We start from the raw sequence: 14025 nt of genomic DNA, 5'->3' as shown, positions 1-14025 counted from the left end.
AGGGCGGTTGAGCCGGTCTCCACGATGGCTGCGACTGCCCCGTCTGTCCCCGTCTGCCGTCACTTGGGATACCGCTCCCGCGCCCCGATAATGCCGGCATGGAGATCAAGTCCGACAACCCCGAGCACGGCTTCCAGTTCCCCGGCACCTTCGAGCTCAGCGCCATGGGCGCGGCCGACAAGGGCCTGGAGACCGAACTGCCGAAACTGCTGTCCGACGCCGGCATCGAAGTGCTGGAGGAGAGCATCCAGTGGAAGCACTCCACCAACGGCAAATACGTGTCGGTGCGGATCGGCTTCCGCGCCGACAGCCGCGAGCAGTACGAGGCCGCCCACCAGGCCCTGCGCGACCACCCGGAAGTGAAGTGGACGCTGTGAGCGGCACGCCGTCGCCCGCGCCGGCCTGCGCGGGCGAGGCGGCAGCACCGGGGCGTGCGCTGCAGCCGGCGAAGCTGTTCGACCTCGGCCGCCAGCCCTACGAGCCGGTGTGGCGCGCGATGCAGCGCTTCACCGACGCGCGCGGCGACGACACCATCGACGAGCTGTGGCTGGTCGAGCACGAGCCGGTGTTCACCCTCGGCCAGGCCGGCCGGCCCGAGCACGTGCTCGCGCCCGGCGAGATCCCGGTGCTGCACGTGGACCGCGGTGGCCAGGTCACGTATCACGGCCCCGGCCAGATCGTGCTGTACCCGCTGCTGGACCTGCGCCGGCTCAAGGTCGGCGTGCGCGAATACGTGTGCCGGATCGAGCAGGCGATCATCGACACCCTGGACGAGTGGAACATCGGCGCCGAGCGCCGCGAGGGCGCGCCCGGCGTGTACGTGGCCGGGGCCAAGGTCGCCGCGCTGGGCATCCGCGTGCGCCGCGGCTGCAGCTTCCATGGGCTGGCGTTCAACATCGGCATGGACCTGGAGCCGTTCCACCGGATCAATCCCTGCGGTTACCAGGGGCTGCAGGTGACCTCGGTGCGGGACCTGGGCGGCCCGTCCGGGATGGAGGCAGTCAAGCCGGTACTGCTGGAGCACGTCGCCCGCCAGTTCGGCCTGGAGTTGCGGCCGCAGGATGGCCTGCCGGAGCTCTAGCCTGCTGGTGGCGTCCTTGTAGGAGCGGGCATGACCGCGACAGGGGCGTCGAGGAAGTGGGGGCGTCGCCTGCGCCCAGCGGCGTCGGGTCGCGGTCATGCCCGCTCCTACAACAGTCGCCGCGCGTCGGTCCGGCTTTCGTGCCGTTGCCCCCGTTCCATTCGCCGGCCCGACTGTTGCGGCGCCGGCACCCGCCGCACCGGGCAAGCAGTCCGCCCGGGGCCTACAATAGCCGCCATGACGTCCTCCACCCCCCGCACCATCCCGCTCCAGGTCCTGTCCGAACCGGCCACGCCGCAGGCGCCGCTGCAAGCCGGCCCGCTCCAGACCGGCGCGAAGCAGCTGGGCGGCGACAAGATCGGCCGCTCGCCGGTGCAGTTCGCCGACGCGCCGGTGCTGCGCAAGCCCTCGTGGATCCGGGTGCGCATCCCCTCGGGGAATGCCGTGGCCAACCTCAAGGCCAAGCTGCGCGAGAACCGCCTGGTCACCGTGTGCGAGGAGGCCAGCTGCCCGAACATCCACGAGTGCTTCGGCCACGGCACCGCCACCTTCATGATCCTGGGCGAGGTCTGCACCCGGCGCTGCTCGTTCTGCGACGTCGCCCACGGCCGGCCCAAGCCGCCGGACCCGAACGAGCCGGTGAGCCTGGGCAACACCGTGGCCGACATGGGCCTGAAGTACGTGGTGGTCACCAGCGTCGACCGCGACGACCTGCGCGACGGCGGCGCCCAGCACTTCGTCGACTGTATTGCTTCCATCCGCGAGCGCGCCCCGGGCACCCGGATCGAGATCCTGACCCCGGACTTCCGCGGCAAGGGCCGCATGGACCGGGCGCTGGAGATCCTGGCGGCCAACCCGCCGGACGTGTTCAACCACAACATCGAGACGGTCCCGGACCTGTACCCGAACGTGCGCCCGGGCGCCGACTACCAGTGGTCGCTGACCCTGCTGCAGAAGTTCAAGGCCCAGCACCCGTCGATCCCGACCAAGTCCGGGATCATGCTCGGCCTGGGCGAGACCATGGAGCAGGTGCAGGCGACCCTGCGCGACCTGCGCGCCCACGACGTGGACATGGTCACCATCGGCCAGTACCTGCAGCCGACCGCCCACCACCACCCGGTGATGCGCTACTGGACCCCGGACGAGTACAAGGCGCTGGAGGTCTACGGCTACGGCCTGGGCTTCAGCCACGTGGCCTCCGGCCCGATGGTCCGTTCGTCCTACCACGCCGACCGCCAGGCGGCCGGCGCCGGGGTCGCGGCCTGAGCGCCGCGCCGGCAAAAGCCGGTGCCGCCGGGCGGATGCCGCCCCGTTTTCGCCATGCCCGCCTGTCGCGGCCCATTCACCTTTTCCTACGCCGCAGCGGCTAGCCTGCGGTGGACCGTTCGGTACGCGCCTGAACCGTCCGTCCCCGCGTCCTGCAACTTCCGGCACTGGTAGACGGTCACAGCGCTGGTCCAGCCTGATCCGACCGGCCTTCCGCCGGCCAAGAGTCCCTGAATGAACCGCAGATTCGCCGCCCCACTGTTCGCTTTCCTGCTGGTCGCCCCGCTCGCGCTGCTAGCGCGCACCGGCACCGACCAGGTGACGGTCGCGCCCACCGCCGACCAGGCCACGATCTCGAAGATGGTCTACGGCGCGCTGTCCGACAGCCGCCTGGCCTACCGCCCGCGGCCGGCCGACCAGGCCCTGTCGGAGGACATCTTCCGCCGCTACGTCGAATCGCTGGACGGCAACCGCCAGTTCTTCACCGCCGCCGACATCGCCCGCTTCGAGCCGTACCGCGGCACGATGGGCGACGCCGTGCGCCAGGGCGACCCGTCGGCGGCCTTCGCCATGTTCGGCGTCTACCGCGAGCGGGTGGAGCAGCGCGTGGCCTACGCGCGCAAGCTGCTCAAGCAGGACTTCGACTTCACCGGCGACGAGCGCTGGGAGTACGACCGCGAGAAGGCGCCGTGGCCGGCCGACGAGGCCGAACTGGACGCGCTGTGGCGCAAGTCGGTGATGAACGACTGGCTGCGGCTCAAGATCGCCGGCAAGGAGCCGGCCGAGATCCGCAAGACCCTGGACAAGCGCTACGGGCAGATCGTCCGTTCGGTGGGCCAGCTCAAGAGCGAGGACGTGTTCTCGCTGTTCCTCAACGCCTACACCGCCTCGGTCGACCCGCACACCGACTACCTGACCCCGCGCAGCGCCGAGAACTTCAACCAGCAGATGTCGCTGTCGCTGGAAGGCATCGGCGCGCAGCTGCAGCGCCAGGACGACGTGATCGTGATCCGCGAGATCATCCCCGGCGGCCCGGCGTCGCTGGACGGCACGCTGAAGGCGGGCGACCGCATCGTCGGCGTCGGCCAGGGCAAGACCGGCCCGATCGAGGACGTGATCGGCTGGCGCATCGACGACGTGGTCGGCAAGATCCGCGGCACCAAGGGCACCCAGGTCAAGCTGGAGTACATCCCGGCCGAGAGCGGCATCGACGGCGAGCACCAGACCGTGACCCTGACCCGCCAGCGCGTGCAGCTGGCCGAGCAGGCGGCCAAGAGCAAGACCTACACGATCCCGGCGCACGGCGACATGCCGGCGCGGCTGGTCGGCGTGATCGAACTGCCGACCTTCTACCAGGACTTCGAGGGCCGCCGCCGCAACGGCAGCGACTACACCTCGGCCACCCGCGACGTGGCCCGCCTGCTGGCCGAGTTCAAGGACAAGGGCGTGGACGGCGTGGTCCTGGACCTGCGCAGCAACGGCGGCGGCTCGCTGGACGAGGCGGTGCAGCTGACCGGCCTGTTCATCGACCAGGGACCGGTGGTGCAGCAGCGCGAATCCGGCGGCCGCGTGCAGGTCTACAGCGACCGCAACCCGGGCGTGGCCTGGGACGGCCCGCTGGCGGTGCTGGTCAACCGCGGCTCGGCCTCGGCCTCGGAGATCTTCGCCGGCGCGATGCAGGACTACGGCCGCGCGCTGATCATCGGCGAGACCACCTTCGGCAAGGGCACGGTGCAGAACCTGCTCGACCTGGACCGCTGGCCGGCGGCGGGCGAGGGCCCGCGCTACGGCCAGGTCAAGCTGACCATCGCCCAGTTCTTCCGCGCCGACGGCGGCAGCACCCAGCACAAGGGCGTGGTGCCGGACATCGCCTATCCGCTGAGCGTGGACGCCAACGAGTTCGGCGAGAGCACCTACGACAACGCGCTGCCGTGGACCCGGATCGCGGCCGTGCCGCACGCGCGCTACGGCAACTTCGCGCCGCTGCTGCCGCACCTGCAGCAGATGCACGCCGCGCGCATCGCCGACGACCTCGAGTTCCAGTGGTGGAGCGAGGACGTCACCCACTACCGCGCCGAGGCGGCCAAGAAGTACCTCTCGCTCAACGAGGCCGAGCGCCGCGCCGAGCGCGACCGCCAGGAAACCCAGCGCAAGGAGCGCCAGGCGATCCGCAGGGACAAGGGCCTGGACCTGGACCCGCTGGCCGAAGAGACCGACGACGGCCTGACCGCCAACGAGCGCGACGTGATCAAGGACGCCGCGCGCGAGAAGGCCGCCGAGAAGCGCCCGGACCCGCTGCAGCGCGAGGCCGCCGCGATCCTGGCCAACGCCATCGACCTGCTCGAGCAGGACCGGCCGATGTCGGCGCAGGTCCTGCCGAAGACGGCCTCGGCGGTGCGCTGGGCCGATTGAGGAAAAGCGGGGATCCGCAAGGAAGGGCATAGGCGGCTTCGGCCGCCGATGCATTTTTCGCACTCCGCCCCCGCCCCCGCGCCTGCTTCCCTGCTTTCTTGCTTTTTTTGCTTTCTGTAGGAGCTGACTTCAGTCGGCGACACGACGCCGTCGGCACAGGCGACGCCTTCATGGTTCCGACGCCCCTGTCGCCGACTGAAGTCAGCTCCTACAAACCGCCGCGGCGCGGTCAATCCGGAATCGCCAGCGCCAGCGTCTCCTTCACCTCTTCCATCACGATGTAGCTCTTGGACTCGCGCACGTGCGGCAGGGTCAGCAGGCTGCTGCCCAGCAGCTTGCGGTAGGACGCCATCTCCGAGATGCGCGCCTTGATCAGGTAGTCGAAGTCGCCCGACATCAGGTGGCACTCCAGCACGTTGGGCAGCCTCAGCGCCGCGCGGCGGAACTCCTCGAAGATGTCGCCGGACTTGTACGACAGGCTGATCTGCACGAACACCAGCAACCCGGCCTTGAGCGCCTGCGGATTGAGCTGCGCGTGGTAGCCCTCGATCACCCCGTCGCGCTCCAGCCGGCGCACGCGCTCGGTGCAGGGCGTGGTCGACAGGCCGACGCGCTCGCCCAGTTCGGTGAAGGAGATCCGGCCTTCCTGCTGGAGGATCCGCAGGATGTGACGGTCGATCCGGTCCAGGTCGCGGTTGCGCTCGGTCCGGGAACGGGCGGGGCGGTCGGCCATGAAAAAAACCTCCGTCGGAGCCTGATTGTTAAGGCGATTCCACCTTAACACGCCAATAAATCAGAAAAAACAACCGGATATTCGTCAATATACTGCGCGCCTTGTCGGCATCTTCCCTGTTCAGGCAGTGGAAGCACCTAAATCGAGGGTTCGGGCGATGCAGCGGGTTCTGGTTCTGGGCGGTGGCGTGATCGGGGTGACCAGCGCGTGGTACCTGGCGCAGGCCGGGTTCGAGGTGACCGTGGTCGACCGCGAGCCGGGTCCGGCGCGGGCGACCAGCTATGCCAACGCCGGCCAGATCTCGCCGGGCTACGCCTCGCCGTGGGCCGCCCCGGGCGTGCCGCTGAAGGCGATCAAGTGGCTGTTCCAGAAGCACGCGCCGCTGGCGATCAAGCCCACGCTCGATCCGGACCAGTACCTGTGGCTGGCGCAGATGCTGCGCAACTGCACCGCCGGGCGCTACGCGGTGAACAAGGAGCGCATGGTCCGCCTGGCCGAGTACAGCCGCGACTGCCTGGACGAACTGCGAGCCGACACCGGCCTGACCTACGAAGGCCGGCGCCTGGGCACCACCCAGCTGTTCCGCACCCAGGCCCAGCTCGACGCCGCCGCGCGCGACATCGCCGTGCTGGACGAGGCCGGCGTGCCCTACGAGGTGCTCGACCGCGCCGGCGTGGCCCGGGTCGAACCGGCGCTGGCCGCCGCCGCCGACAAGCTGGTCGGCGGACTGCGCCTGCCCGGCGACCAGACCGGCGACTGCCAGCTGTTCTGCGAGCGCCTGGCCGCGCTGGCGAAGATGCGCGGGGTGGAGTTCCGCTATGGCGCCCGGATCGAGGCGATCGAGTCCGACGGTGAGCGCGTCACCGGCGTGCGCATCGACGGCAGGCTCGAAACCGCCGACCGCTACGTGCTGGCGCTGGGCAGCTGGTCGCCGACGCTGCTCAAGCCGCTGGGCATCCGCCTGCCGGTGTACCCGCTCAAGGGCTACTCGCTGACCATCCCGATCATCGACGCCTCGATGGCGCCGGCGTCCACCGTGCTGGACGAGACCTACAAGATCGCCATCACCCGCTTCGACCGCCGCATCCGCGTCGGCGGCATGGCCGAGGTGTCCGGGTTCGACCTGTCGCTGGACCCGCGCCGCCGCGCCACCCTGGAGAAGGTGGTCGGCGACCTGTACCCGAAGGGCGGCGACCTGGCCCGCGCCGAATTCTGGACCGGCCTGCGCCCGGCCACCCCGGACGGCACCCCGGTGGTCGGCGCCACCGCACTGCGCAACCTGTTCCTCAACACCGGCCACGGCACCCTGGGCTGGACCATGGCCTGCGGCTCGGGCCGCTACCTGGCCGACGTCATCGCCCACCGCCCGACCCAGATCAGCCGCGACGGCCTGGACATCTCGCGCTATGGCCGCGGCCCCGCCGAGGACGGCGCCGGCGAGGCGATTCCGGCGACAATCGGCTGACCGCTGCGGCGGCAACCCACCGCCGCAGCGACGACAATCAACCAACCAACGTCATCCCCGCGCAGGCGGGGACCCAGCGACTTTCCGCGGCGCCGTCGGACGCCCAAGCACGTATACCCGCCACGCCTGACCGGATTTCCCGCCACTCCATGCGTCCCGCCCGCGCCCTGATCGACCTCGACGCCCTGCGCCACAACTACCGACTGGCGCGCGGGCTCGGCGGCGGCCGCGCTCTGGCGGTGGTCAAGGCCGACGCCTACGGCCACGGTGCCGTGCGCTGCGCCGCCGCGCTGCAGGACGAGGCCGACGGCTTCGCCGTAGCCTGCATCGAAGAAGCGCTGGCGTTGCGCGAAGCCGGCATCCGCAAGCCGGTCCTGCTGCTGGAAGGCTTCTTCGACGCCGACGAACTGGCGCTCATCGTGCAGCACGACCTGTGGACCGTGGTCCACGCGCCCTGGCAGGTCGAAGCGCTGGAGCGCACGCCGCTGCCCAGCCCAGTGCAGGTCTGGCTGAAGCTGGACTCGGGCATGCACCGCGTCGGCATCGACGCGCCCGCCTATCGCGACGCCTGGCAGCGCCTGCGCGCGCTGCCGCACGTGGGCGACATCGTGAAGATGAGCCACTTCGCCCGCGCCGATGAGCTCGACTGCCCGCGCACCGCCGAACAGCTCGACACCTTCGCCGCCGCCACTGCCGGCCTGCCCGGCGAAAGCAGCCTGTGCAACTCGCCGGCGCTGCTTGGTTGGCCGCAGGCCCGTGCCGACTGGGCGCGCCCGGGCCTGATGCTGTACGGCGTCTCGCCATTCCCGCAGGCGCACGACGTCACCGCGCAGCTGCGGCCGGTGATGACCCTGGAGTCGAAGGTGATCGCGGTGCGCGACCTGCCCGCCGGCGAACCGGTCGGCTACGGCGCCCGCTTCGTCGCCGAGCGTCCCACCCGCGTCGGCGTCGTCGCCCTCGGCTATGCCGACGGCTACCCGCAATTCGCCGTCAACGGCACGCCCGTGGCCATCGACGGCCACCCCGGCCGCCTCATCGGCCGCGTGTCGATGGACATGCTCACCATCGACCTCACCGACCACCCGCAGGCCGGCGTCGGCAGCCGCGTGGAACTGTGGGGCGACCAGGTACCCGCCGCCCAGGCCGTGGCGCACAGCCAGACCAGCGCCTATCGCCTGCTGTGCGGGGTGAAGCGGGTGGCGCTGCAGTACCGCGGCTGAGTTGCGGGAATATCCGGATATCGCCTCGTTCCCGGGGTCATAAAAGATATCCCCTCCCAAGTGGAATAAATGCCGATGAACCCGGTGATACCGGTTCGATGAACCCGGTGATACCGGTTCGGCCGATGGGAGTGCCAAGCCATTGATAGGGCAGTGGCGTCCCTTCTTGACACGTCTACGGCACCATCTGAACATCCGGGGCATATCCCCGGAAACGGGATCTACTTAGAGTTAGGTGCCATGTCCAGCATCCAGTGGTTATGGTTAGCGATTTGTGCAGCGGCCTTCTGTGCGGGTACCGCTTGGGTATGTCTGGGTTTGAGGCAGCGCCAAGCTGCGATGGTTGCAAGCATATTGGGAGTTGTGCTGCTTGCAGTCCCATTTGCCATTCACGTTGCTGCAATTCGAGGCTTCGACATGCCGTCATCTTCTAGGGTTATTGGCAGCATGGGGATCGGCTTTGGTGTTCTTCTTGGTGGCATCTTTAGCTTGCTTTTTGGTGCGCGCTCTTCAGTCCGGGCAGAGGATGGCACCTAACAATTCATTCAAGCCGAACCCGCTTCGCGGGTCGGCTTAACTCAAGCGTTAGAACTCACAAGATGCTCTCGTCGCAGACCAAGCACATTCTCGCTGAGAAGTACTACGAGATCGGTAGATCCGTGCTTTTTTTATCCGCGCTAGGCATCCTAACCAAGCTGCTCAACATTGATTTGAGCAAGCTGGAGGTGCTGGGCGTCACCTTTGACCCGGAATCCTCTCGATTGATTCCCGGTCTCATTGGTCTTGCGCTGATCTACGCCTATGCGGCCCTCGTCGTCTCGCGAGCGGAAGCGGCTGACTACTTCGTGTCTGATCCAGCGCAACTAGAGCGCCTTAAGAATCCGAATGATGCGGATAAGGCAAGAAGAATTGTTTCTGCCTTCTTCTTGCCGTTCTCGCTCTTCGCCTATGCAGGGCCTCTTGTCGTTGGTCTTCTTTCAATTGCCCTTCTTTGGCGTGACACTGTCGCAGTGCTCGCAGCGTTATGGTCCGCGCTGTGAGTTCTAACCATTCGTTCAAGCCGACGCCACTTCGTGGCGCGGCTTAACTCAAGCGTTAGGCGCTCACTAAATGTCCTCACCCGTTGAGCAGTTCCAGGAAATCTCTAAGGCTGCGACCGCACACCTCGCGATTACCTTCAACGCACCAGATGTGGTCCCTTTCGGCCAAGCCGCTCTAAAGCTGATATCGGCTTATCCAGAGGAGCGGCCGGCCTTTGCTTTGGCATTCCTGCGCGGCATCGACACGCCCGATGCCTGTGACGAGTGGTTTATCCAGTTCTGTGTGCATGCCTTGCGCTGGCCTGAACTCAAGGCACAATTTGAGTCAATGTCCCGGGATGCAGTCGTCTCAAATGACTGGAATCGCATTCAACGTCTCGGCCATGTTCTAGATGCATTCGAGGATTCCTGGGAGGAAGCTGGTGTTTTTTATGCCGCACATTTCAGTCAGCCATAGCGCAGGTGAATTAACACTCGAAGTGCAACGACCCGCATAGCTCTTTGATTCGTTCGATGGGCGTTTTGTAGCCATGGCGCTTCCTCGGTCGGGAATTGAGCTTGTGAGCGATGAGGTCGCAGTGGTGTTGCCGTAGTCGTGCGAGGCTGCGTCGTTTTGGGAAGTACTGCCGAAGCAAACCATTGAAGTTCTCGTTACTGCCACGCTGCCATGGGCGGTGCGGGTAGGCGAAGTAGCAGCGTACTCCGGTGGCGTCTTCCAGTGCTTTGTAGCCATGGAACTCGGTGCCGTTGTCCCAGGTAATGGTCTTGAAAGGCATGCCGCTGTCGCGGATGAGTTTCAGCGTGGCGCGGTTCACGGCAGTGACGGTGCGATGAGGGAGCTTGGCGACCAGGGCTATTCCGGAACTGCGCTCCACCAGCGTGAGCAGGCAGTCGCGTTCGTCGACGGTGCCGATGACGGTGTCGCCTTCCCAGTGGCCGGGTTCAAGTCTGGTCTCGACCACTTCTGGTCGGGTGTCGATCATGGGCTTACCCTGCAGCCGCCCGCGCTTCTCGGGCCCGATGGCACGTTTGCGACGTCGTTTGCCTCCCTGGCGCAGGGACGATCGCAGCACGCCTCCGCACCGGGTGTCCTGGCATACGTGCCGATAGATAGTCATGTGGCTGATCCGGGCCACGTCATTGAGCACGAGCCAGTGGGCGATCTGCTCGGGACTCCACTGCTCGTGCTGGAGCAGGTACTCGATGGCTTCGTAGACGGCCTCGCCATGGTGGCGCACGCGACGCGACCGTCGGCGGCGGCCATTGGTGCGCTCCTGGGCCTTGCTGGGCCGGTAGGCACCATCGGTGGCGTGACAGGCATTGCGGCGAATCTCGCGACTGATTGTGCTGGGGCTCCTTCCCAGGATCCGGGCGATCGAGCGCCGTGACAGGCCCTGTCGATTCAGGACGCCCAAGGTGTATCGTTCCGGCTCGGTGAGCTGGCTGTACATGAGGGATCGTCTCTTGGCCGAGTGATCCCCTCCAGTCTGCCAGCTCACCTCTCCATCCATGGGCGGCGCAGGTGTTGCACTTACCTTGTTAACCTGCGGCACCTAACAATTCATTCAAGCCGACGCGGTAGTTCCTTCGGTCCAGTGGACACCCTGACCTAACCTCAGGAGTGTTCCCATGCCAAAGCCCGGTCCCAGGACGACGTACCACTACAGCGATGCCTTCAAGGCGGCTGCTGTCCGCTTGAGCCAACTGCCGGGCGTTGCCGTCCGTGACGTCGCCGAGTCGCTTTACATCCATCCTTTCATGTTGTCTCGTTGGCGCAAGCTGGTGCGCGAGGGACAGATCATGGCCAAGGGTGTGGATGTGGATCCGGCGGTAGCCGCCGAGCTCAAGGAGCTGCGGCGGGTCAAGAAGCAGTACGAGCAGTTGAAGCTCGAACATGACCTTTTAAAAAAAGCGATCGCGTTCACTTCCGATCGAAAGGCCAAATCTTCGCCTTCATCGAGCACCACCGGGAAACGTACCCGGTGAGGACGATGTGCCGCCTCTACGGGGTCAGTGCCGCCGGCTATTACGCTTGGGTGCGGCGACCTGCCAGCGCCCGTGCGATCGAGGACGCGGCGCTGGTCGAGAAGATCCGCCAAGTGCATGGCGCCAGCCGGGAAACCTATGGCAGTCCCCGGGTGCATGCGGCGCTGCGGCGGCAGGGTGAGCAGGTGGGACGCCGGCGCGTGGAGCGGCTGATGCGCGAGGAAGGCGTGCGCGCGTGCTCGGCGCGGCTGTATCGGCGACGGTCCGGACTGACCCGGTTCCTGGACAGCGTCCCGAGCCGCGCCCACGACGTGCCGTCCAGCCGCCCCGACCAGGTCTGTGTCGGCGATGTGACCTACCTCAAGGTCGGTGGCCAGTGGCGCTACCTGGCCACGGTCATGGACCGGTATTCCCGGCGCCTGCTGGGCTGGTCGCTGGGAGCCGAGCGCACCGCGGCACTGACCCGTCGTGCCCTGGCGGCAGCCCTGCGGACACGTGCGCCGGCGTGCGATACGCTGTTCCACAGTGATCGGGGGATCGAGTTCATGGCCAGTGACTTCAGGCGCCGACTGGGGAGCGCTGGACTGGTGCAGTCGGTCAACCGGCCGCGGCGGATGAACGACAACGCGCACATGGAGTCATGGAACAAGTCGATGAAGTCGGAGATGTACCACCGCGGCAGTTTCGACAGTGACCGGTCGCTGCGCATGGCGATCAGTGACTACATCCGTTTCTACAACCATCAGCGGCTGCATTCGGCGCTGGGATATCGCTCACCCGTCGAGTTCGAACAGTGCTGCTAGAAAATGGATGTCCACTTTTTCGTAGGAACTGCCACCCGCTTCGCGGCACGGCTTAATTCAGGCGTTAGGCATTATGGAGGGGACAATGACCGATGTAGTAATTGAAGTTCCTGATCGTCGGGCAGAGATTGCTTATCGCAATCGTCGTCGACAGCTGGAGAGCCGCGACTACAAAGTAATGATGGCGACATTTGGCATTCTCGCCTTTTCAGCATTTAGCAACGGAGCTGCGGGTACCATGCAGCTCCTTGGTGGCTCTCAACTTCTTCTTGATGCGATCATCGGTATGGCTTTGGGTGCCTTGTATGCCTTTGGCGCATATCGGGTCTGGATCAAGGATGATCTGCGTAAGTGGTTCATTATCTTGCCAGCCAGTATTTCGCTTGCAATGGCCGCACTAGTTTGGCTGTTCGTCGGGTTGCCGCCAGTTGGCGCCATAGCACTCAATATTGCCCTTCTTGTTTTAATACCAATTCGCGCCAAGTCCAGTCGGGATCTCGCTGCGATGCCTAGCAATTCATTCAAGCCGAACCCGATTCGCGGGTCGGCTTAATTCAGGCGCTAGGCCTCATGTCAGATTCCGTCGAATACCTGCACCTTGAGCCCGGGGCCACTCCGAGCCCGCTTGATAGCAGACCATTCAAAGCTGTCGTAGCTGTCGAGGCTGACGTCTCGCCACAATGGCAATCGCTTGTTAGCGACTGGCTCGTTCAATCGGGCTGCCTCTACATGATGGCTTGGGGTCAAGATTGCAGCTCCTGGGACGACTCAGTGGACCTGGCCAACGCCAAGCCATTCGGCCTGGCTGGCATTCCTGAGGACCAGTTTGTAATGACAACTTGGCACTCTGACGAACCGTTGGCTGAGGTGTTCTGGTTCTCCAAACACACCGCATCGCATCCAACAGTCGATCTCGATCGGACCCTGTTGCTTCACATATCGCTCAAGAGTCAAGAGCAAGAGTTCTTGCGCAGCTATGATGAGGCCTAATAATTCATTCAAGCCGAACCCGCTTCACGGGTCGGCTTAACTCAAGCGTTAGGCGTCCCTTCTCACTGATCGGATACGCGGTCGACGATCCACTCGACGATCGCATCGAATCTCTCTTGATCGAGAGCGTGTCCGCGGTCGACGCGGAGCTCGGTAATGAAGTCGCCGGCGACCTTGGCCACGACCTGGTCTGCATCCCGTGAATACTTGTCCTTGGTACCCGACACAACCATTGTCGGCCGAGGTCCGATGGCTGAAAGAACATCGTGCGTGTCGATCTGGCGAGCGAGCCCGGGCACGGTCTCGAAAAGGGTGATCCCGGTGTCTTCCCGGCGGCGCGTCTCGAAGCTGCATACGGCACCGCTGACGCATGCGAACCTGCATCGTGCATCGACTGCCGCGTGGTAGAGCGCCGTGTAACCACCGTACGAGTGTCCTGCCACGCCCACGAGCCGCTCGTCTATCCCGGCGGCCTGGACCAGAACGCTCAGGGCCCGTTGGGCGTCATCCAGGCACTTCCTCATCAGCAGGTCGCCATCCAGCAGCCGGTAGCTCATGGCGTTGTAGTGCTGAAGCCAATCGTAATAATCCGGTTCCACTCCCTGAACCGCTCCTCGTCGATCCTCGAAAGTGATGGAGTCCGAGGCCAGGACTGCGAGGCCTCTACGAGCGAGTGCCGGCCCGAAGGCTTGAAACGCGTCGCCCACCTCGCCGGCTACCTCACTCTTGCCGAAATGGAACTCCCCATTGTGCTGGTGAAAGACAACCACTCCGCCGAGCGTATCGCGCCCTCTCGGCGTGAACAGGAAAGCCGGGATGAGGTCGCCTTCGAGTCCCCGGTACTCGATCCGTTCCCGGTCGAATCCGTCGGCCTCTTCGACGTCGCCTCGTTGGAACGCCACCGGAACAGGGTCCGCAAGCCCTAGGCGCTCTCGAAGCGTCGTGGTGAGGTCGGTCATCATCTGCAATGATAGCCCGCAATCAGGATGGCACGTAAACCGCCCCGGGGCACCTAACAATTCATTCAAG

16 protein-coding genes are annotated in these 14025 nt (G+C 65.7%); 13 read left to right on the top strand and 3 right to left on the bottom strand.

The genetic code is table 11. From position 1 onward, the window contains the following. Positions 1-98 precede the first annotated feature (98 nt). The 4 genes from WQ53_RS06445 (at position 99) to WQ53_RS06430 (ending at position 4759) form a co-directional block, all read left to right on the top strand. Positions 99-377, top strand: a complete 279-nt coding sequence (locus WQ53_RS06445; protein WP_052631305.1) for a DUF493 family protein — start codon at positions 99-101, stop codon at positions 375-377. Then, positions 374-1081 carry a lipoyl(octanoyl) transferase LipB gene (gene lipB, locus WQ53_RS06440; protein ID WP_144409396.1) on the top strand — a complete coding sequence of 236 codons (708 nt, stop codon included), beginning with the start codon at positions 374-376 and terminating at the stop codon, positions 1079-1081. Before WQ53_RS06445 ends, lipB begins: the two co-directional genes overlap by 4 nt. A gap of 237 nt (positions 1082-1318) precedes the next feature. Next, on the top strand, positions 1319-2347 hold the full coding sequence (gene lipA, locus WQ53_RS06435; RefSeq protein WP_052631303.1) for a lipoyl synthase: 1029 nt from the start codon (positions 1319-1321) through the stop codon (positions 2345-2347). Positions 2348-2581: 234 nt separating this feature from the next. Continuing rightward, positions 2582-4759 carry a carboxy terminal-processing peptidase gene (locus WQ53_RS06430; RefSeq protein ID WP_052631302.1) on the top strand — a complete coding sequence of 726 codons (2178 nt, stop codon included), beginning with the start codon at positions 2582-2584 and terminating at the stop codon, positions 4757-4759. A gap of 229 nt (positions 4760-4988) precedes the next feature. On the opposite strand, the gene WQ53_RS06425 is transcribed toward WQ53_RS06430, so the two are convergent. After that, positions 4989-5492 (bottom strand): winged helix-turn-helix transcriptional regulator, encoded by a 504-nt coding sequence (locus WQ53_RS06425; protein ID WP_052631301.1) that lies wholly within the window; start codon positions 5490-5492, stop codon positions 4989-4991. Positions 5493-5649: 157 nt separating this feature from the next. Between WQ53_RS06425 and WQ53_RS06420 the strand changes: the two genes are divergently transcribed. The 5 genes from WQ53_RS06420 to WQ53_RS16675 all read left to right on the top strand — a co-directional run bounded on the left by WQ53_RS06420 (position 5650) and on the right by WQ53_RS16675 (position 9674). Next, positions 5650-6957 (top strand): D-amino acid dehydrogenase, encoded by a 1308-nt coding sequence (locus WQ53_RS06420; protein WP_052631300.1) that lies wholly within the window; start codon positions 5650-5652, stop codon positions 6955-6957. 149 nt (positions 6958-7106) lie between these two features. After that, positions 7107-8177 carry an alanine racemase gene (gene alr / locus WQ53_RS06415; RefSeq protein ID WP_052631299.1) on the top strand — a complete coding sequence of 357 codons (1071 nt, stop codon included), beginning with the start codon at positions 7107-7109 and terminating at the stop codon, positions 8175-8177. A 240-nt stretch (positions 8178-8417) separates the two neighbouring features. Further along, positions 8418-8714 carry a hypothetical protein gene (locus WQ53_RS16685; RefSeq protein ID WP_144409252.1) on the top strand — a complete coding sequence of 99 codons (297 nt, stop codon included), beginning with the start codon at positions 8418-8420 and terminating at the stop codon, positions 8712-8714. 62 nt (positions 8715-8776) lie between these two features. After that, positions 8777-9217, top strand: coding sequence for a hypothetical protein (locus tag WQ53_RS16680; RefSeq protein ID WP_144409251.1), 441 nt, complete (start codon positions 8777-8779; stop codon positions 9215-9217). Positions 9218-9287: 70 nt separating this feature from the next. Then, positions 9288-9674: a hypothetical protein gene (locus WQ53_RS16675; protein ID WP_144409250.1), complete on the top strand. Its 387-nt coding sequence runs from the start codon at positions 9288-9290 to the stop codon at positions 9672-9674. Positions 9675-9684: 10 nt separating this feature from the next. Here WQ53_RS16675 and WQ53_RS06410 read toward each other — a convergent pair whose 3' ends face one another. Beyond that, positions 9685-10668, bottom strand: a complete 984-nt coding sequence (locus WQ53_RS06410) for an IS30 family transposase (RefSeq protein WP_201774020.1) — start codon at positions 10666-10668, stop codon at positions 9685-9687. A gap of 178 nt (positions 10669-10846) precedes the next feature. On the opposite strand from WQ53_RS06410, the gene WQ53_RS06405 reads away from it, so the two are divergent. From WQ53_RS06405 to WQ53_RS16665, 4 genes are all read left to right on the top strand, one after another. Continuing rightward, the gene (locus WQ53_RS06405; RefSeq protein WP_052631298.1) at positions 10847-11203 is read left to right on the top strand and encodes a transposase; all 357 of its coding nucleotides are present in this window, start codon (positions 10847-10849) and stop codon (positions 11201-11203) included. Continuing rightward, positions 11161-12006: an IS3 family transposase gene (locus tag WQ53_RS06400; protein ID WP_144409249.1), complete on the top strand. Its 846-nt coding sequence runs from the start codon at positions 11161-11163 to the stop codon at positions 12004-12006. Before WQ53_RS06405 ends, WQ53_RS06400 begins: the two co-directional genes overlap by 43 nt. An 85-nt stretch (positions 12007-12091) precedes the next feature. Next, entirely contained in the window at positions 12092-12559 is a 468-nt protein-coding gene (locus WQ53_RS16670) for a hypothetical protein (RefSeq protein WP_144409248.1), read from the top strand. 17 nt (positions 12560-12576) lie between these two features. Next, the gene (locus tag WQ53_RS16665) at positions 12577-12996 is read left to right on the top strand and encodes a DUF7684 family protein (protein WP_144409247.1); all 420 of its coding nucleotides are present in this window, start codon (positions 12577-12579) and stop codon (positions 12994-12996) included. A gap of 62 nt (positions 12997-13058) precedes the next feature. Here the strand turns inward: WQ53_RS16665 and WQ53_RS06390 are convergent, their stop codons facing one another. Continuing rightward, on the bottom strand, positions 13059-13955 hold the full coding sequence (locus WQ53_RS06390) for an alpha/beta hydrolase family protein (RefSeq protein WP_158497817.1): 897 nt from the start codon (positions 13953-13955) through the stop codon (positions 13059-13061). Between the last annotated feature and the right edge of the window lie 70 nt (positions 13956-14025).

The sequence above is a fragment of the Pseudoxanthomonas suwonensis genome (genome assembly GCF_000972865.1).
Taxonomy (GTDB): domain Bacteria; phylum Pseudomonadota; class Gammaproteobacteria; order Xanthomonadales; family Xanthomonadaceae; genus Pseudoxanthomonas; species Pseudoxanthomonas suwonensis_B.
The sequence above is the reverse complement of the archived record's forward strand: the minus strand, read 5'-3'. Positions and strand labels throughout refer to the sequence as shown.